Annotated in this window: 20 protein-coding genes; 1 reads left to right on the forward strand and 19 read right to left on the reverse strand. The window is 30.3% G+C overall.

Annotated features, from left to right (window positions below; all coding sequences use genetic code 11):
- Window positions 1-54 precede the first annotated feature (54 nt).
- Entirely contained in the window at window positions 55-372 is a 318-nt protein-coding gene (locus ACTG45_RS13525; protein WP_479919145.1) for a hypothetical protein, read from the forward strand.
- Between the two features lie 191 nt (window positions 373-563).
- On the opposite strand, the gene ACTG45_RS13530 is transcribed toward ACTG45_RS13525, so the two are convergent.
- The 19 genes from ACTG45_RS13530 to ACTG45_RS13620 form a co-directional block, all read right to left on the reverse strand.
- Entirely contained in the window at window positions 564-3,134 is a 2,571-nt protein-coding gene (locus tag ACTG45_RS13530) for a hypothetical protein (RefSeq protein ID WP_479919146.1), read from the reverse strand.
- 18 nt (window positions 3,135-3,152) lie between these two features.
- Window positions 3,153-4,589, reverse strand: coding sequence for a hypothetical protein (locus ACTG45_RS13535; protein ID WP_479919147.1), 1,437 nt, complete (start codon window positions 4,587-4,589; stop codon window positions 3,153-3,155).
- Window positions 4,590-4,632: 43 nt separating this feature from the next.
- Window positions 4,633-6,096, reverse strand: a complete 1,464-nt coding sequence (locus tag ACTG45_RS13540) for a hypothetical protein (protein ID WP_479919148.1) — start codon at window positions 6,094-6,096, stop codon at window positions 4,633-4,635.
- 547 nt (window positions 6,097-6,643) lie between these two features.
- The gene (locus ACTG45_RS13545) at window positions 6,644-7,441 is read right to left on the reverse strand and encodes an N-acetylmuramoyl-L-alanine amidase (RefSeq protein ID WP_479919149.1); all 798 of its coding nucleotides are present in this window, start codon (window positions 7,439-7,441) and stop codon (window positions 6,644-6,646) included.
- Window positions 7,438-7,698 carry a phage holin family protein gene (locus ACTG45_RS13550; protein ID WP_479919150.1) on the reverse strand — a complete coding sequence of 87 codons (261 nt, stop codon included), beginning with the start codon at window positions 7,696-7,698 and terminating at the stop codon, window positions 7,438-7,440. The genes ACTG45_RS13545 and ACTG45_RS13550 overlap by 4 nt, the downstream gene beginning before the upstream one ends.
- A gap of 16 nt (window positions 7,699-7,714) precedes the next feature.
- Window positions 7,715-7,945 (reverse strand): hemolysin XhlA family protein, encoded by a 231-nt coding sequence (locus ACTG45_RS13555; RefSeq protein WP_054271786.1) that lies wholly within the window; start codon window positions 7,943-7,945, stop codon window positions 7,715-7,717.
- A 56-nt stretch (window positions 7,946-8,001) separates the two neighbouring features.
- On the reverse strand, window positions 8,002-9,771 hold the full coding sequence (locus ACTG45_RS13560) for a glycine rich domain-containing protein (RefSeq protein WP_479919151.1): 1,770 nt from the start codon (window positions 9,769-9,771) through the stop codon (window positions 8,002-8,004).
- Between the two features lie 133 nt (window positions 9,772-9,904).
- Entirely contained in the window at window positions 9,905-10,075 is a 171-nt protein-coding gene (locus ACTG45_RS13565; protein WP_021362020.1) for a hypothetical protein, read from the reverse strand.
- 11 nt (window positions 10,076-10,086) lie between these two features.
- Complete coding sequence (locus ACTG45_RS13570; RefSeq protein ID WP_479919152.1) at window positions 10,087-10,434, reverse strand: hypothetical protein; 348 nt, start codon at window positions 10,432-10,434, stop codon at window positions 10,087-10,089.
- 17 nt (window positions 10,435-10,451) lie between these two features.
- Window positions 10,452-12,107, reverse strand: a complete 1,656-nt coding sequence (locus ACTG45_RS13575) for a glycine rich domain-containing protein (protein ID WP_479919153.1) — start codon at window positions 12,105-12,107, stop codon at window positions 10,452-10,454.
- Window positions 12,108-12,124: 17 nt separating this feature from the next.
- Window positions 12,125-12,928: a phage tail protein gene (locus ACTG45_RS13580; protein WP_479919154.1), complete on the reverse strand. Its 804-nt coding sequence runs from the start codon at window positions 12,926-12,928 to the stop codon at window positions 12,125-12,127.
- Window positions 12,929-12,939: 11 nt separating this feature from the next.
- The gene (locus tag ACTG45_RS13585; RefSeq protein WP_479919155.1) at window positions 12,940-13,557 is read right to left on the reverse strand and encodes a YmfQ family protein; all 618 of its coding nucleotides are present in this window, start codon (window positions 13,555-13,557) and stop codon (window positions 12,940-12,942) included.
- Entirely contained in the window at window positions 13,550-14,596 is a 1,047-nt protein-coding gene (locus tag ACTG45_RS13590) for a baseplate J/gp47 family protein (protein ID WP_479919156.1), read from the reverse strand. The genes ACTG45_RS13585 and ACTG45_RS13590 overlap by 8 nt, the downstream gene beginning before the upstream one ends.
- The gene (locus ACTG45_RS13595; RefSeq protein WP_479919157.1) at window positions 14,596-15,015 is read right to left on the reverse strand and encodes a DUF2634 domain-containing protein; all 420 of its coding nucleotides are present in this window, start codon (window positions 15,013-15,015) and stop codon (window positions 14,596-14,598) included. Before ACTG45_RS13595 ends, ACTG45_RS13590 begins: the two co-directional genes overlap by 1 nt.
- 4 nt (window positions 15,016-15,019) lie before the next feature.
- Window positions 15,020-15,280 carry a DUF2577 domain-containing protein gene (locus ACTG45_RS13600; RefSeq protein ID WP_479919158.1) on the reverse strand — a complete coding sequence of 87 codons (261 nt, stop codon included), beginning with the start codon at window positions 15,278-15,280 and terminating at the stop codon, window positions 15,020-15,022.
- Window positions 15,281-15,293: 13 nt separating this feature from the next.
- A complete protein-coding gene (locus ACTG45_RS13605; protein ID WP_479919159.1) occupies window positions 15,294-17,189 on the reverse strand; it encodes an XkdQ/YqbQ family protein in 1,896 nt (631 codons plus the stop codon).
- Window positions 17,182-17,871 carry a LysM peptidoglycan-binding domain-containing protein gene (locus tag ACTG45_RS13610; RefSeq protein WP_479919160.1) on the reverse strand — a complete coding sequence of 230 codons (690 nt, stop codon included), beginning with the start codon at window positions 17,869-17,871 and terminating at the stop codon, window positions 17,182-17,184. The genes ACTG45_RS13605 and ACTG45_RS13610 overlap by 8 nt, the downstream gene beginning before the upstream one ends.
- Window positions 17,872-17,882: 11 nt before the next feature.
- Window positions 17,883-20,249: a tape measure protein gene (locus ACTG45_RS13615; RefSeq protein WP_479919161.1), complete on the reverse strand. Its 2,367-nt coding sequence runs from the start codon at window positions 20,247-20,249 to the stop codon at window positions 17,883-17,885.
- Window positions 20,250-20,326: 77 nt separating this feature from the next.
- Window positions 20,327-20,893, reverse strand: coding sequence for a ribosomal protein L7/L12 (locus tag ACTG45_RS13620; RefSeq protein ID WP_227836541.1), 567 nt, complete (start codon window positions 20,891-20,893; stop codon window positions 20,327-20,329).
- Window positions 20,894-20,907: the final 14 nt, after the last annotated feature.

Here is a 20,907-nt window from a genome sequence, read left to right on the forward strand (position 1 = left end):
TATTATTAAGTGTGTTATAAATTAAAGTATCTTATAGTAAAGGAGATGCGTGACATGAATTTTTGGAATATTATATTTTTACTTATTGGAATAATATTTATAATAGGGAATGTGATAAAAGGCTTAACTAAACATAAATTTAACTATTTTAATGAAAAATATTTTAAGAAATTAGAATTTAAATATGGAAGTATCGATAGAGAAAAAGCTGTTAAACTAGAAATGTTTTTTCAATATTTAATAGGATTGGAATACATAATAATGGGTTTATTAATAAAAAGATTAGATACTGCAATAATATCGTTAATATTAGTATCTACTATAACAATAGTATCACACTGCTTAATTAGAAAGAAATATATAACTATATAAAAAGGAAGTATCTACAATAAAAATATAATAGAATTCATAATTAACATCATAAAGGTAACAACTATTTTTAGTTGCTACCTCTAATTATCAATTTCTATATGTAAATACGCTAAATATTCTAATTTTAGATTTGATTATAGCTAGAATTCCAAATAAATCTTAAACAAGGTATAATTATATTTACATAAAAGTTAAATTCTTACTTGGAATGTTCCATGAAATTCTATCTGAATTTCTTCTATATCAAAATAGGGAAATTTAGTTTCACTATTATCAACATCTTCAATGAAAAATTCCCATTGACATAATGGACTTCTGCTTTCATACTTTTTATCTTCTGTTTCGAATTTACCATCTGTGAATGTTTGACCACTATTATAGTTATGTTCATAGATTAGATATACTGGAGAATGAATAAAGGTTTTATATACACCTCGTTCATTCCTAATATTTTCGTTTGTTCCATGAATTATTTTAACTGCTATATGTTTATTTTTAATAGCTTCTCCTATTAATTTAAGGCGGACAATATTAACCCGAACATTATAGTATCGTTTAAAAGGATCTATTTTATCTTGTTGATCTTTTTTATGTGAATACAGAGAATAGGTAAAACTTCCATTTGTACTAAGATCAATCAGATAATTCATTAGCTCATCACCATTAATAGTAATAATAAACCCAGGCTCATTCTCTTTATCAGGGAAAAAATTAGCTCCAGTTTTCCATCCTTCCATTGTCATAGCATAGTCATATTTCATTGCCGAAATAACCTGTCCAAACAATTCGCTTGTCATTTCTACAGGTAATTTGCTATTCATTATTGAACTAATTATATTTTTTGACTCCAAATCCCAATAATTATATGCTCTTTGAGTCATATATAAGATTTCCAAAAGTCTTTCCTTAGCTTGATTATAAACTTCTGTCATAAAATTGACTAGAAAAGGTAAATTAGGCTTTACATGCTGAAGCATATCATTTTGTAGCAATTCTTTTTGTTGTTTAGCTGATAGTATTTCTATATCTTTGCTTACCCAAGATAGTAATGTTTTGTTATAATTTAATATTAGGTCATTACGTAATAATATTTCATTAACATAGCTTTCTATTTTATTACGATCCTCTTTATAATCCTTAATAGCACTATAAAATTGATCCAAAAATTCCAAAAGCTTTTTCTCTTGTACTAATAACTTATTAGCACCAGGATCATCTAGCTTCTTACTACCATCTTTCAACGACTTATACCCTTCCATGATATCTTCAAGCCCATTTGAGCAGCTCTTGATTTGGTCAATAATGTAACTTTTTTGATATGAAATACCTTGAGAGTTAATAATCATCTCCTTGCTTTTATAAAAAAAATCTAAAACTTGGCTACCCATAATTAACTTCGAATCAGGAGCAAATCCACACATTGATATAGCTGAAATTAAATCTGATAAGGAATATCCAAAAGCATTGTCTACTTTTTCCTTTAAATTTGCTAACCCTTCCAACATATCATTTTTACGTGCATTAACTTTCGCATCATGTATCACAATAAGATTTTCCAAATGGTTTAATTCATTTTCTAGATCATGTTTTGTATTTTCTGTCTGTTCACTAATAATATCTAACCTCATTTTTGATTGATTAATTTGTTCCATATCTACTTGCTCATTTTTAAGATTTTTTTTATAGATTAAATATGTCTGTTCAGCTTCATGAAAGAATTTTTGCATTTGCTCTGCCAGTCTTAAATAAAACGAAAAAGATAAATTAGGAACCCAATTATATTCATGATTATAAAAATCATGCCCTTGTTGTAATCTATTTAATAAAGCTATCGTTTCTGTTCTCATAATCTTAAAGACATTATCTTTTTTTGTGCCAATAATAGTTCCCAGTTTAACTTCCTGACCTAAATAATTAAACGACACATTCTCTTGTAAAACATAATCAAGTCTTTTTTCCAACTGTAAAAGCATCTGATATACTAAATTATAAACTTTTGTTTCTTGATGAATATCACCAATCCAATAATAACGTTTAGCTTTTTGTAAATACATACGACACTGATCTGGATGCACCAATAGTTCTGCTGTATCAATATTCAACCAATCTCTAAATATTTTTGTTTTAACTTTACCATGTATTCCATCACTACCTCTTTTAGCTGTAGCTCTCCCACCATTACCGCCTTGTGTTTGCGTTCTTTCATGTAGCCAATATTGTAAATCTAGATTTTGTTGGCATAAATCTTCTTCATCAATATTATTGCTTAATGATGAATCATTTTGGAATCCAATTTGTAAATACACGTGACCGCCAGCACCACCATTTCCAGCTGTTCCTGTACTTTTCAACCGACTATCTCCACCATTACCCCCTATTGCTAATATTCTTATATCTTCTTTATTCACATTAAAATAATCGCTGTGTATATATACATTGCCACTATTCTCGCCATGTGTTCCATCAAACTCGCTCTCTGCTGTATCAGGTGTTGGTGTTTTTCCATCTGTTCCGCTAACATCAATAACTCCTTTTTTGAAATCAAACTCATAGGCAGAAATTAAAATTTGTTTAGCTTTTAATAAATCTTTCAAGAAAACTTTTTCTGCATAAATAAAAATTCCTCGATATTGAGATAAATCACCACCAAAACCTTTAGACTCATCAATAACAAATAATCCATTTGATAATATAATTAACTCTCCTTGAGTATTATTAAAAATCGCAAACTCATCCTGATCAAAATTATAATTATCGTTCATATAACACCTCCAAAGAAGTTATTTTAAACCATTTATATGTAGTTCTTTTTTTGTGTGTGCACTTTCTTTTTTTGCTTTTTCTTCATGTAATCGGTCTTTTTTTAATAAATTTTCATGTTCCAACTCATTTATACTTGCTTCATACTGGATTCTTTTTTGTTCAAATTCTTCTTTTTTTTGTTTTAGCTCTTGAGATAATTTATTATATTCATCAATTTTATCCTTATCAAAATGTTCTAAGTAATCCGTTTGCAGAATAAATTCATTCTGATTATTATTTAATTCTAGCCTCCAAGAGTTGATTTTTTCCTGATTCTGTTGGTATTCATATCTAAATAAATGTTCATTATTAGTGGCAATAGACTCATTAATACACGCCTCTAAATATAAATATTCATGACCATTTTTATCTAAATTATTAAATGGTTGCTGATCTTTGATAAGGTCATGAGCAATGATTAATGCAGTACGTTCTACATTTTCTGGTATATTTTCTTTTCTCAATAATTTTTCTTTAACCGTAATTTTATAGAAATCTAATAGATGATCTTGAAAAACATCATGACATATTCTAAGAGCTTCTTTTTTTTCAGCATCTTCAAGCAACTTTCCTTCATTTTCTTTAGTCCATGATTCTACTATAACTCCACATTTATTAAATATCTCTTTCCTTTGCTCACTGTTTAGATGCTCAAATGTCACATCATTTAATGTAATTCCATTTTTAAATTCACCAACAAGTGTGCGTTCAAATTGTTTTCGCATTTCCATTTCATAACGCATATTGTCTAATATTTTTTGATCCTTGCAATGTCTTGATTGACAAATACCATCTTTATTGCAACCACAACACCAATTAAAATATCCTTTAATTGTTATGATTGCGCCTAGAGCACTCACAACCGATGAAATACCAATACTACTAAGAACTATTTTCCAAGTTTCTTGCTCTGATTTATCCTTAGATTTTTCAGTTGGTAGAATTTGCTTACCTAAAAGCTTTGCTTTTTTCGAATTTTTATCTTTATACCAATAACCTGTCATTGTATTAGCATCAACAAGACCATTTTCTGTATAGTTTTGTCTAAATTGTATAATTAGTTCCCCTTTTCCACTCAATATGAACTGATGATCTTTTTCTAAAATCACTTCTAAGACAATAGGATCTTCTTTGTCTTTACACAAAATTACCTCTTGATTAGCTGGTGAAATTTGTAAAATATACTCTTTTAAATCTTCTGGCTCCGTAAATCGATATAATCCCCCCCAAATAAAAATATCATCTTGACTGATCTTGTTAATTGTCTTATCTAAATCAGTCATATCAATAATAAATCCTTTGCGTTTCAAAAATTGTGCGAAATTCTCATCTTGTTGCTCATAAAGCCTTAAACACTGATTAGCAAAATTAGGATTATGCAATACTTCTCTTATAAATTCTTCTGTCCCTTTCATAATATCCACTCCTTATATCTTTTGATAATTTCAATTTCTTAATTTAGACAGTTGTAAAAAATGTGATAAAGTCTTTAGGTGCATACAAAACACTATCCATGACAATTTTCGTATCATCATAATTATCTAAAAAAAATATACTAGTTAAGCTTGAAACATCTAAAATAATTGCTACATTTGGTTTACCATTCATTGATGATAAAACATTATTCTTATAGCTTAGTCCCATGCTCCCAGATACTTTTATATCACTATTAACAAATGTTGCTATAAAAGTAAATTGATTTTTCGTTTTCTGCACCCCTTGGAAAAGTTGAGAAGCTTCTATTTTCACATCTCCATTATAACTTCCACCAGTTGTTCCTGCTGAGGAACATTCATTCACTTTTGATTTAGAGGAAAACTCTAACTTAACTTCACCATTCTGAATCAACATTGTATAGCTATTCTTAATTTCAAAACTACTAAAATTATTCTGCCAAAAAAAACCAGATTGTTTTGGTCCCTCTACTTTAATCTTATCTGAGTTAAAAAAAACAATTCTATAACCTTCATTTAGCTGTTCCTCTTCTAAAATACTAAATTTTTTATCTTTAAATGCTTTTTTTACTATGTTATTAATAATCCAATCTTGATCTATCATCAAAGATGCTGTCATAGTTTCTGGAAATGGACAATGTAATTCTTTTAAAGGATTAAACTCTAAGTCTTTAAGACTTCCCCTTTTTTCACTTCCTTCCAACTGAAAATAAAAACTTATAGAACCTTTCAAGTGATTTTCATCTTCTTGCATACCGAGTAAAAATTCCTTTGGTTTTACTGTAACAGTTTTTTTATACTCTCCCATGGCAATTGACAATAGGTTCTCCATAAAGCTTTTAATTGAGAATCTACTCGATTCTACATTTGGCAATATTTGCTGCGTTAGAGAAATAGCCAACATCGATATCTCATTACGAAATTTATTTTTAACTACTTTCATAAGTAATTCATTTTGACTATCACCATTAGAAACCATATCAAACTTACAAATATCTATATTTTTAAATAGCAACAAAATATTATCACTAGAACTATTTTCTTGTTTAAAATATAATGTTTCAGTATCTTCAGTAGCTTGAGTCATATCTAATGTTCCTATGATTTGAGTTAATGGAACAATCAGTTCAAATTTCCATTTGATATTTTTACACTCTGTTAAAGTTTCTTCTTTTTTCTCACTTACTTTTGAAGTAGTAAGTGTAATATTACAATATTTTTCTTCACCCTTCTGTTCAAAATTTAAAACTGGCCAAAAAAAATCAATAACTACTTCATCTATTGAGCTATAACTTTCACAAGAGAAACTTCTAGTTAATATAGTTTTAATTTTCTGAAATTTACAAGTAATTAAATTATTAAATTTTTTCAAATCATATGAGTAAACTGCGTCCCAATCTTTAGTACAACTTTGATTTCTCATTTTACTCAACAAGTTCTCTTTTGTTAAAGTATATTCTGTAGTCATATAAAATCCCTCCTTATATATTTTAAATTTGTAAAAGAATATATATATTATAGCATAGTTAACATAAGAACAGATGCATTGTTGTTTATCCTGCCTAAAAGTCAACATTTATCGAACCTTATAAAAAATTCAAAAATACAATACTTCCTACCTTGATTTCAACAAGTTTCTATCAGTTACTTTATTGATTCATCAATAACTTTGTGTTGCTTATTGTTATGGTCAATGCCTAATAATATTATTTCTCTCTTCAATTCTAATTTCAAACAATAAAAGTGATGGTATAATTAATATTCCATTTTTTTTAATGAGATAAATACTCTAGAAATGTAAGAAAAAAAGAGATACAATAAAGTCCTATAAGAATTGCTCTATGACACTTTCATCTCTCAAATCGGAATTGGATTACAGGTTACACTATTTTGAGAAAAAAGTTAAAGATGTAAGAATTATTAATACCTAAAGAAATAAGAAGAAACTTTGCAACCATATATATCTCAATAAGTATAAAAATTTTTCTTTATTTTATATAAAATCTCTGCTCTATTTATCTATTAATAAAATCTAATACTTTATAAAGTGTATCAAACCTATCATTACCTTTTATCATAGTATATCTTTCTTTGGTTATGGAACTTATCTTTTCACATGCTCCTCCACCTACAATATACAGATTTTGTGTCTGACCATGAATATAGTCTTTTATGTCACATACTCTACATTCATTTTCTTTGTAGTTCCAACTAATTATCTGTGCTAGAACTTTGTCAACTTCTCCCTCATAAACTACTGTATGCTTATACATTTGTTTCACCTCAATATTATCTATTTTCTTATTTAATATACCCTCTGCTATAAGTTTCGCAACTGTATTTTTATTTTTAATATAATAGTCTGTATCTGTTTTACTATCTACAAAACATACTTCTATTAATATTGCTGGTGCTTTTGTATGACCAAGCCAGTAAAGACCCCTTACATCCGATTTAGCACCTCTATTTTTAAATACTGTTGATAGTTTATCATTTACTCTATTTGCATACACTTTGCCATTATTAGTTTTGTATATTGTTTCTGTACCCATTGGATTTAGAGTTGTGTTATTTGCATTGAAATGGATTTGCACTGCCAAGTCTATGTCTTGTTTATTGGCTATTTGACATTGTTCAGATAGATAATTATTCGATTTATCTATCTTACCAGTATATACAGTTGCTTCACCTTGTTTTAACCATTTAACAATTAAATTAGTTAGTATTCTGTTTTCTTTTCCTTCATCTATATAGCCAACTGCTCCTGTTCCTTTGCCTGTTAGAGTATGCCCTGGTACTATTGCTATTTTCATTGTTTATTTTCCTCCTTTAATTGTTTGTAAGTTTGATTTATACCTATTGATATACCCCAGCAAATTACACCTTGTAAGACTGCATCAGCATTTAATCCTAACATCCATATTGAGAAACCTATTCCAAGTGCTAATAACACTACTGGAATATACTTGTTATCTAACTGTTTATACTTCTTACAACCTGCTCCTATAACATAAAGAGCAGCTACTAAAATTAGCAACTGCTCTGGTATAAAACTTATTAAATTATCCATTTATTTTCCTCCTAATTTAAAATATTCCTCTCTGTATGGCAAATATAAAGAAGCCTACAAGTGTTGTAATCATTGTCCCAATTAGCCATTTTAACATGCTTGTAAGGGAATTCAAGTTCTCACATAGTGCTTTTAACTCTGCCTTAGATTCTATATTTGCTACTTTTAATTCATCTATTTCATCATTATGTTTATTTATTGTTACTTCGTGTCGTTTCAAATGGTCTTTGAAAAGTTCTTCATTCATGAAAACCTCCTTATTTGTATTAAAATAAGACTTAGAAGTTATCTAAGCCTTTAATTTTATTCTTTTCCAATGATAATGCAACTAATATTATAACTATAAACTCCGCTCATTATAGCATTATATTGATTAACACCTGGATATAATTTAACTCTAACTCCGCTACTAGATGTAACAATATCTAATTTGGCACTTCCATACGAATATATTACATAATCATAAAGATTTACAAATGGATAAGGGAAATATCTATATTTAACAGGAATATTTTCAGTATTTGAAGTATTTCCTGCTGTTGGATAACGCTTATACACAAGGTCAAAGTCTAAATAGATTTGACTAACATTAGAAAATGTTGTTGGATAAGTAAAAGAAATATCAACTATAGGAGTATAGAAACCATTTTCAGTTTTATTATAAGTAAAACCAGTTTTTACTTTTCCTACATACGGATTTGTAGTTATATTCGTTAAATTAGATACTTGACTATTCAAATTGCTTATAGTACTTTTAAATTCTGTTATATAATCAGCATACTCTTGAAATGTTTGTTCTGATGTGGCAGGAGAGCCAATAGCAGTTGCAATCAATTCTTTTCCTTTGTTAGCTTCTTGAAAAAAATAATCTGCACTATCAAAATAATCTTTTACCTTTTCAGATAATTCAACAAATGTATTGTTCAAACTTGCATCTATATCTTTTAATGCTAATACATTTACAATACTTCTTTTTCCGCTTTTTAAACCATCTTTCATTTCGCTAACTTTAGTTGCTATATCCTGTAAACTAGCACCATCCTCTAATGGCATTATATTCTTACTTATACTTACAACTTTTTCTGCTATAGCATTTGCACTGTCTGTAACAACTATTTTAAGTGTGTGTAGTGCATTATCTTCTAATGTATAGTTAATTGTTTTCTCTGATGTTAAATCTGTTGTTATTGTTTCTTTTAATACATCATCTATAAAATATTCTATTTTAGTTAGTAGCGTAGGGTCTGTATGGTCAGCTTTAAATGTTGCTTGTGTGGAGTTATAAGAAGATACAGTTAAAAAAGGTAATGATTGTAGTAATTCTATTTTGCAATAGCCCTCTATTTTGGTAGTATTTCCTCCAGCGACACTGCCAGTATTTTCTAACCAGTATTCAGAAGTTGGTGTATATCCTTTTGGTTTATAACTATCTTTAGTAAGTGCATAACCACTTCCACCACTTCCGCTTGAAGTAGTACCATTACTTGCACCACCAAACCAACCACCACCACCACCATTATATGCGTAATCACTATCACTTAATCCAAGCACAGCTCCTGCACCACAACCAAAAACACCACTAAAACAATCTTTATAACCTCTACCACCAGCATATTGTGTAGCTCCTGGAGTATAATAATTTAAATAACCTTCAGAAGAACCTCTTCCATTACCACCTTCAAAACCACCACCTAAGCCACCAGGAGTATCAGAATAACTTCCACCTGCACCACCTGCAACAATTATTCTAGAAAGTAATCCTTCTTTATTATTCCACTCACCACCAACAAGTCTAATATCAGTAGCACCACCACCACCTTGACCTCTAGAAAGCCCACCACCATTATATGCAAAAACATCTTTACGATGGTCAAGACCAACTCCACCAACATAAATGTATAATGTAGTTTCTTTTTTTAGTGTAAGTTCACCATAAGTATAACCACCTTTAGAAGAAGGGGTACCAGAAAACGCAAACCCTCTAGCACCAAAACACTCTAATTTATATTTTCCAGGTTTTAATGTTACACTTTGTTCACTTCCTGTATAATTAAATTCATAAACTGTTGCCATTTAATCCACCTCTTTCTTAATTTATGATTTTATTGTACCTAATTTTAAAACCATAAACGTCTGCAAAGTGTAGATGAAGTGTGGGCAAAATGTTAATGAATTTATATATTTTTAGGAATAAAAAAAGAACCTTCTATACTGTTGGTTCTACTGGTGTTTCTTCTTTATTTAATAAACCTGTTAACTCTAAATATTGTTCTTCTGTAATCCTGTTTACTGCATAGAATACATCCATTTTATGTTGTAAATCTTCCTTAGTACTATAGTTCTTTTGTTCTATCATTAATTTTAATAAGTTATACATATTAATTCCTCCTACAAATTATTACTTAATTTTATATTTTCTACTTCAAATGCTGCGTTTACTATCTCACTATCTCTATTTTTATTTTCTTCTTTTAACATACTTAGTTCTTCTTCTAATAGTTTTAATCTCTTTTGTTCATCTGTCAAAATGACTTCTATATTTTTTAAAACAAGTTCTTTTGTGATTGGATTTATTGACTCTATATATTGCTTTGTATAATCTATACTTCCATATTCAACATATAAGCAATGTAGTTCTGTTATTACATCATGTTCTAATATATCTCCTGTCGCTTCACCTGTTTGAAACCACACTTTACCTGTTTGGTCGTAAATTATTCTATTTCCTCTATTCATATCATCACCTCATTTTATTAATTATCTAAAAATTCTATGTCTAAAGCATACCATCTAAAAGTGTTAGTATAAAAACTAATAGGAAATTTAATTCCAGCATTTAAATCACTTATACCCATTTCAATATTAAAACTATCAGCAGTAATATCTCTAATATTAGCAGTACCAACAATACGAGTATATGAACCATTATCATATCTAAGATTTTGATTTCTACCACTCATACAAGGATAAGCACTAAGATACTTAAAAGGTTGAGAACCATCTCTAAAAGAAATATACCTAATTATAATAGTTTTTGGTACAAAGTTTAAATTAGTTGGAACAGTTAAAAGGTTTTGAGAACCGTCAGGCGGAGTATAAGTGCCAGTTGCATATTTAATCCTTTGACTTAACTGATTATTCAATTCTGTGATTTGATTTTGTAATTCCTCAGAAGTAGCATCTGAATTATCAAAAAATGTTTTTATCTTCTCAGAAAACTCAACTAATGTATTATCTAAACTAGCAGGAACGTTTTTAAGTGCTAAAGTGTTTACAATACTAGTCTTACCATTTTTAAAAACAGTACCAATCTCTCTCCACTTATTAGTAACATCTTCTAAACTAGAACCACTTGGCAAAGGTGCAACTCCCTTGCTTATACTTAATACTTTTTCTACTATAGCATTAGCACTGTCTGTAACAACTATTTTAAGCGTGTGTAGTGCATTATCTTCTAATGTATAGTTAATTGTTTTTTCAAGAGTTAAATCTGTTGTTAAGGTTTCTTTTAATACATCATCAATAAATACTTCGATTTTAGTTAGTAATGTAGGGTCTGTGTGGTCCGCTTTAAACATAGCCTGTGTAGAATTATAAGAAGATACAGTTAAAAATGGTATTGCTTGGAGCAATGTTATTTTAGCACGACCATCTGAGTAATCACCTACAACAGTAGTATTTCCACCAGTTGTCATAACTACATTATCAAAATAATATTCAGATGTTGGTATATATCCATATGGTTTATAACTATCTTTAGTTAATACATAACCACTTCCACCACCACTTCCCTTTAAAGAAAAATTGGAAGAAGCACCACCAAACCATCCACCACCACCACCACTACAATTAGAAGGATTTTCAGGTTTAGAACCTTTTCCAAAAGAACCATTTAAAGAACCATCATCATAAGTACCTTTACCGCCTTCAAACTGTGTACCACCATGAGCAGGAGCACCATTGAAATCTCTACCAGGCATACCATTTAAGCCACCACCATTACCACCTCTATAACGGTCTGCTGTTCCGCCCCCACCACCTGCAACAATTATCCTAGATAAAAGACTTTTTTCATCATCCCAAATACCACCAACAAGTCTTATATCAGTAGCACCACCACCACTACAAGTAGAACCATATCCACCACCATTAAAGGTATAACCAGTTTGATTAGTACCAGAAACATAACCCCTTCGACCATCAGCACCAACATAAACATATAAAGTAGTTTCTTTTTTTAACGTAATTTCACCACTACAATAACCGCCATAACCATAGTAAAATCCATCTGAATTTGGAGTACCTTTTGTACCACCTCTAGCACCCCAACACTCAAACTTATATTTACCAGGTTTAAGAGTAATATTTTGTGATGGCGCATAAGATTCAAAATTCCATTCAGTTTGCATTTTCTCACTCTCCTTTCTTATATAGGTAACATATCATTTTGTATATTTATATTTTCATTATTAAATCTTTCTATCTTTGCAACCACTTCATCAATCGCATTTTGGACATTTGTAGCAGTAAGATTACTTGTTGCATTATTATAACTTGTTTTCTCTGCTGTTGTTTCTATACTATCTACACTAGTTTTTACCTCATTTAATGCACTAACTATATTTGTTTTCTCTGTTGTTTCAAGTAATGTTGTATCACCTATCTTAGTGTTAATCTCCGCCTTAGTAGTTTCTATGTTGCTTGTTAACTCTGCTTTAGTTGTATCAATTTTAGTGTTAACATTGCTTATTTTAGCATCTAAATCCTGTATATCTTTGAGCGTAGCAAAAATTATTGTAGGGTCAATTTTAAGTTCTATATTATTTACATTAGATACAATAAGCACAGTTTTAACCTTCATATCAACAACTGCTCCTTGTTCTATAGAAGGTTTATAACATTCTTTATATTTAGAGATTGCAATTAGATTATTTTCATCATCTAAATATCCTATTTCTCTTATCATAAATCCACCTACACTTGATGGTATTAAACTCTCTAATATTATGCAGTTTGGCGCAGTTTCATCTGTAGTTATATTTCCGATGTTGCCTTCCCATACCACATTTTTAAGTTCTGTCTGACTTTCAGTAGGAGTATACTCACTTCCTCCACCATCTCCAAGTTGAATTTTTACAAACCCTACTTTGTTACCTGTAACACTTGCATTTGCTATCTTCGCCTTTCCTACATTTGTAATTATAGTGTAATAACTTTTATCTATAGCCAATATATCACCTCCTAAAATATTGTTATTTCTTGGTATCCAACTCCATTTCCTGTTAATATATCAATTTCTCCATACGTTTCTATGTTTGGCGGACTCCAAGGATATATAGTTATTTCTTGACCCATCAAAGTGGTTATTCCAAAATTCATATAATTGTCTTTACTTATAAGTATTCTAGTGTAGTCAAAACTCATGTTACAAGGTTTAATACTACTTACAAAAGAATGAACTTCCTCAAACCAGTCTTGATTCCTTGCGTCACTCTCTAAATGAATGTTATAAGTAGCATTATTAATAGTTAATTCATAATTGCCTTCTCCAACTATACTATCTAGCCAATTCCTTAGAAATCTCTCTGAATAGGGTAATTTACTTATATATTTACTAAAAATCCTAAATCTTCTATCATCCAAACTCTCGTTACTTTTTGGAACTATAGACATTATTTTTTCCCATCTTTTTATACCAGTTATGGTCAAATCTTCTAAGAACTGGTCATTTAAGACATCATCTAATTTATCATGTAGTATCTTTATTTCTTTGTTATCTGCATTAAATGCTTTTATATATTCTTCTTTATCCTGTAAAATCTGCGGCAAGTAACTTATTAGATTTATCTCTTTATCCAACTACCTCACCTCTCGTTACTATGCTATTACTATCTATTGTTAGATTAGATTTTGCATCATTTATCATTGTGTTTGCAATGTCTAATACTCCATCAATACTTAGCAATCTAGTTTCAATTTGAGATATACGAACTATTAAGTTTTCTTCATCTTCCCAGCTCATGTTAAGTTCATTTAAGTAGTCGTCTATTGTTTCTTCTGCTATAGTCTTTATATTCTCCCAAGTGTAGCCACTTTTATATGTTATCTCTGCTGATATGTTTATAGTTGTACTCACGACTCCTTCAACTGTGACTCTATGACCTATAGGTGCTAATCCTAAGCCTTCACCTTTTGGGTTTGGGTCAATTTCTTCTTGCACTAGATTAACCAAATCGGCACTTGGTACTTTAAAATTAGAGTTAATTATTACTAACTTAACAGTCCCTCCACCATTCCAAACAGGATAAACTTTAACTCCTCCAACATCTTGTATCTTATTAACTTCATCCTTGTAATTTTGTATATTACCACCAAAACTTTGTGAGTTTAAACTATCATAGTATCTTTGTCTTAAACTGTCCTCAGATTCTTCATCCTCTCCATTTATCAATATTTCTGTCAGTTCTGCTGTTTCTAATTTGTCTACATATTCAATTGGAATCAACTGACCAAGTTCAAAAATAGGTCCAGCGGTTTCGCATTTCATCTTATATATTCCTTCACTAATTCTCTCAGTTGCAATATAATTGTATTCTCCTAGATTGAAACGTGAATCAAGAGGAATATCTATGTTGAAAACTCCTTTTGCAATGGTATTGGTTGCAGATAGTGGTGTAATTCCTCGCTCTTTGCATCTTTTTTCTAAATAATAGTAACTAGCAGTATCAACAAAGGTTTGGTCTAGTAATTCATCCATAGCAATGTATGTTTCTGTAAGTTCTATAGCAACTGGTGCAAGAGCATTATATATTATAGAACCTTCTCGTTTGTCAAACGTGTCAGGTACACTATCTAACATTCTTTTAATTATATTTTCAAATGTCATAAGTTCAAACACTAAATACTCACCACCTTCTCTGCTTTGATATTTCCATATTTGGTATGGACAATAAATTTACACTGGACCTTTCCTTTTTGATTTTCAAACTCAAAATTATCTACATTTTCAATTCTATCATCCTGTACCAATGCTTCTGTTATCCTTCTTTCAAGTTCGGGTATTACATAAGAAATAGGCTCTCCAATTAAATCATTTAATTCTACTCCATAATTCCAACTATATATTAGATGTTGGTATCTCTCTGTATTTAAAATTAAAAGGATGGTCTGTTTTAATGCTTCCACATCATCACAAATACCATCTACTTTATTTTTTTCTATATTTAATTTAAAGGTCTTACTTGGTTCTTGTTTTACATCAAAATTTATAATTGATACATCTTCAATATCATAGTCAATGTTATCTGTTGGTAACACTTTATCACATCCTATCTAAAATTAAATACTGTTGTCCTCCTTGCATACGAATTAAAACTAATTTATCTCCTATCTTTTTATCTGTATATCTTTTAAATGTATCTGTTTGTATTAAAAAAAATTCACCAATAGATAGTTTCTGTTCTATCTTAACTTTTAGAGGACTAATACTTTCTATTGTTCCAAATACAACCCTTATTGGATTACTTGTTTCTACTGCATCCATTGCAGCTTTCTTGATTATTTGTAATAAATCCTGTGACACTTTATCACCTCGCTTATATAAATCTTCTCACATGTGTGTATGCTTTTCCTTTTCTATATGAATCAACAGACTCTATTTTTACTACATCTCCAGTTTGTGGTGAATGAATTATTTGATTGTTTCCAATATACATTACAACATGGTTATTACTTCCTCCACCAATTCTACACAATAAATCACCTGTTTTCCATTTGCTTCTATCTTTTAAATCTACTGCTTTTCCTGCTTTACTTTGTGCAGAAGCAGTACGAGGAATGTTTATACCTATTTGCTTATAGCACCACTGCGTAAGTCCACTACAGTCAAATGTGTTAGGTCCTTCTGCTCCATACACATAATTACAACCCAGTTTACTTTTTGCTATACTAATTAATTTATCTTCTTTAGAGTTATTATTTGTACTACTGTTTTGGTTATTACCTTCAACTTGATATGTTTGTTCTTCATCTCCACCTATAATTATATAGCCATTCTTCCTGCCAAATTTTTTACATTCACTAGCATTGGCTAATAGTATGTCTATATGATATGTTCCATTTGTTTCAACATATATTCTTCCTCCATTATCCTTAACCGTGTATACTTTATTATCATAGGCAGTACCAGGAAGTATAATTTTTACTTTATCTCCATATTCAAAAACTGGATGTTTCTTTAAAAAATCATCAGTATACCAACTTTTTCTAACTGCTTTTCTGTTCATTGGTCCAGCGACAGTTCTTGATTTTACATCAAGTGGATTTTCATTACAATCCGTTTTCCCACCTTCCATAGAATTATTACCTGGATAATATGCAGTGAATATAGCAGGAACTTTTTTACCTGTATTTGTTTTAGTAGTACTTTGTACAGGACCATTTTTCTTTTCTTCTTTATTATTTGTATTTCCACTACTATATGAGCTTGAAGAATAAGAAGCGAACTCGTCTCCATCTACTAAAGTTAAATCCATAAAGTGTGAATTATTTTCAAAAGTATGTTTTACTTTCTCAACTAGCATATAATTTTGAACTTCTATATCTCCTAACGACAAAAAAACAGGTACTAAACAACCTGCTCTCACTCTAATATCTCCAATTGCGTTTTTTAAACTTAGCGACTTAGTTTTCTTATTATATAGTTTTAAAAGTATATCGCATTTTTGTTTTATTTCTGCTTCACTCATGTTCTTGTCTACTGTATCAAACATTTGAAGTATTCCCCAACTCCTCATGTGCGTAGAATCTTGTGCAATATAAACATCTCTTTTTCCTGTCTCTTCGTTGTCTCTTACTAGTTTAATTTTTGTATAAGTATCACTATCTATTGATGAATTATAGTCAAAATCTTCTATTACATCATTATTCATAACAGTATCTAATTTCATTGATGCAACATTTTTTAATGTTATCCTTCCAAAATCATCATACAAAACATACATTTCTTTTTTCTCTCTTAGAGTATCATCTAGTGCAGTTAAAACCATATCAAAGAGTGTTTTATTTTCTTCAACTCTCGATATTTTATATTTTGTATCTTCTATGACATTGTATTTTAATTTAAAATCTTTAGCTAACATCTTTACAAGTTCACTTGCAGTATTGTTCTCAAGAACATAAGTATCTTTATTTTTAAAAAATCTTAATTGGTCATAAGCAACTATTTTGATGTGATTTTCTTTATCTCTTTTCTTCTGAAATATATATCCGTAAAATATGCCTATTCCTTTATAATATAACCTTACTGAGTTACCTTCGCAAAACTCTAATATCTTATCCATAACTATTGTAAATTCAAGTTTAGACGGCGTTCCTCGTCTTTCAATTTCCCATGTGATTCCATCAAGGACAACAGGTTCATAGAAATCTTCTAAGTGAGCTATTACTAATCTTACATCTCTATCATTTGCAAGAACTAATTCATCAGCCAAGCCTCAACACCTGCCCTTTGTAAATAGTATACTTAGATAGATTCTTACCTTTATTCGCTTTATCCATCATAGTTTTATTTAGTTCATATACCTTTTTATATAATGAACCATTCCCTAACTGCTTTTGACAGATTGACCAAAGAGAATCACCTGCCTTGACTGTGTATGTTTTAGCATTTGGTGCATTGACTGAATCAACTCGTTTTGGCTCTATTTTTACATTAGGTCTACCTGTCTCGTTTTTAGGTGCAGCAGGAACTAATTTTTTAGTTGAGTAATCTCTATATTGTTTTAACTTTATTGCAACCTTAAAATCTGAACTATTCTCTGCATCTTCTACTATGTTATATTCCTCAAGTGATACCTTTCTATTTGTATTAAATAATACTTTATTCCCAAGTTGTCTGGATACAATAAACTGGAATGGCTTACAATCTGTTTTTAATAGTTCTAGTTTACTCAAAAAGAATTGGACATCTCTAAAAGTACCACGATAAAAAGGTAGTTTATTATGTGTAAATTCTGCTTCAAATGAAAACTCTGATAAACCAGGAGTCTTTAATATATTTACTTCCCCATCATTTATAAGGTCTACAGTTTTATTTTTATTCGTTATCTTTACTTCTAATTTGCCAGGTGTGATTGGTAATTGTACTCCATCTAAATAAAAATCATAAGCCATTTAAACACCTCCTAAACTATTCCTTCGGCTGAAACAACCATAGCGTCATTTAATTTTTCAGTTAGTACATTTACTATTCCATCTACATCTGCATCTTTACTTATGTTGTTTGTGTTGTTCATGTCAATTTTAATGTTTACTCCTGTAAATCGATTGATAGTTTCTTGCTCTGCAATGTCTCTTAAGTATTTTAAGTCTTCTTGGCTTTTATCCATAGTCTTAGCCATCTTTGCAGTATTTCCCGCGGTATCTTTCGCTCCTTTTGCTACGTCACTGAGAGGTGAGTTTAATCCAGCTGAACCTAATCCATCTCCTAATCCATATTTGTCGTCCCATAAATCGTCTAGACCTAAATCTTTTTTTGCCTTATCAGCTATTTTGCTAATGTCAAAAGCATCCTTTATTTTATTTTCTAAGTTTTGACCAAAGGCGTATCCATTTTTAGCCCAATCCCCAACATTGTTATACTCTAATTGTTTAAAGGATGTATAACCTTTTGGCTCTGCTCCAAGCCATTTATTTAAGTCTCCTTTAGCTTTTTGTAATGTACTTGTAATAGACTTTGTATGACCAACCATATCAGCTTTTCCAAGTCCTAACTTATCTCCAAGTCCTCCAAATTTATTTAAGACATCTACAAATTTATTCCAAGCTTTTAATGCCCCATTAATTCCATCTATGATAGAGTTTGCTAAATTAGTAGCAAATTCATCACATCCTTGTGTCATAGATATAAGATTATTTAATACTGCTGTGGCTAAATTAAAAAATAATTTCTTCACTGAATAAACTGGATGGTCTAATACATTTGTAAAAAACTCAGCAAATGATATAAAAACATTAATCCAGAAAAACACACTATTTATAATAAATGCTGTTAAACCTGACAATGCTCCTGCAACAATTCCAATCGCCGAATAAGATGTTCCTGCGAATTTATTTATTATAGCTATAGCTACAAAAAAGGCAACAACTATGGCTATAATTCCATATAAAATCCAAGTGATAGGACAAGCTGCCATTGCTGCGTTCAATCCATCTTGTGCTATTGTAGTTGCTACTAATGCTGCTGCTCTATAAGACTCTGCTATTATATGAGCAAAATTCATCACTAAAGTTTTAGCAGATAACGCAATATCTTTTACTTTATTAGCTATACTAAGTAATAGTGCGTTGTTATACACTAACATAGCAGCCGCAACTCCAAGTACTATTGGTGCAATAATACTCCAGTTCTGAGCAAATACATTAGCAATATTTAATGCTTGTGTTATTACCCAGCCTAATGCTTGTGCTATTAAGCTAACACATACAATAATAGTATTTGTAAAAGCTTGAAAAAATGGACTTCCTAATACATTTATAATTCCATTAAAAATGTTATAAGCGACATTTCCAAGCACATATAAAGAGTCTATAAAATTATCTATAAAGGTTCGGAAACCCCGGCTAGACATAGCTTGCTCTATCTTTTTTTGTATAACGCCAAATATCATAATGCAATTATTTTTTATTGATGTCCAAATTTGATTAAATGTGTAAGGCATCTTCTCAAACTCTGCATTAGTTTGTTCTGCTGCTGCAAGTAAGGAGTTTTTCACAATGTCTGCTGTTAACATTCCCTCTGATGCCATTCCTCTTATTTTTCCTATATCTACATCAAGATAATCGGCGATGCTTTGTATTATATTAGGTGCTGACTCAAATACAGCGTTTAACTCTTCTCCTCTAAGTACACCACTCCCTAGCCCTTGCGTTAACTGCAAAAGTGCTGAATTGGTTTCTTCTGTTGTTGCTCCTGCGATTACGAATTTCTTGTTAAGTTGTTCCGCAAATGCTACTATCTCTTTTGTACTACTAAATGCTTTGCCTGCATTCATTCCAACACGAGTTACTATTTTGGCGGTATCTAGGTATGACGCTCTAGCCCTTTCTGCACTTTGGAATATCATCTTGTTTAATCCACCATCTGATTGCTGACCATCATTTATCATACTCAAGCGAGCATTAGTACTCGTCATTTGGTCGCTTAGATTAATTAAACCACCAACACTTCTTAAAGTAACATAAGTCGCTACTAATCTTTTAGCATTTGCTACTAATTTATCTGTACTACTTGCTCCTTTTTTAACATCATCATTAAATCTTTTTTGTTGTTCATCAGCTTCTCTTATCTGTTGTTCTAATCTATCAAATCCAGCTTCTGCTCTTGCCAATTCTTCTCTAGCTCTTATTATGCTATTAGCATTTACTGCATTACTAGAAGTTCTTTGTAATTGCTCAAATGAACTCAGTACTATATTCATAGCAGTTGTCATATGACGAAATGCAGGCGTCATTCCATCGAAAATTCTTATAGATGTTTGTATTGTAGCCATTTTTTCACTCTCCTTTCTGTTAATTTATATAATAAAAACACTTACTAATTTAGTAAGTGTTTTTATTATGAATACATTTATTTTTTACCTGCCCAAAACTGTTTTCCACAATTCAAGCATGTAACTCTAACTTTCTTTGCTCCTAAATTTCCGGCTACTAAACCTATTCCACCAGTTAAACTCGCTCCCACCACTGCTTTTCCTATACCAAAACCTTTTTTTTGAGCCGACAAAGATGTTGAACCACACTTAGGGCAACAAGCAACTGATTCTTGTTGAGCTTTTTCAATATTATTTTTTCTATTTTGATTGTTTATTATTTTTTCCTTTTCTGAATTACTCATAGTATCATCAATAAAATTAATTTTTAACTCTTCAAAAGAAGAATCCACTATTTTTTTTGCTTCCTTTATGTTCAAACCACTTATTTCCATTACATTTTTTATTGCATTTACTTTTTCTTTTCTATACTTTCTATAAATTTCGGTCATATTTATTTCTGTATTATTTACATTAACAATTAAATCTTGTTTTGTTTCAATATCTTTATTATCTATAACGATTTCAATTTCTACAGGAGCTCCACAACTTGAACAAAATTTACCTACCCCTGTAATTTCTGCTCCACAACTTGAACAAAACATAATAATCCCCCTAG

The sequence above is a fragment of the Clostridioides sp. LIBA-7602 genome (genome assembly GCF_056688945.1).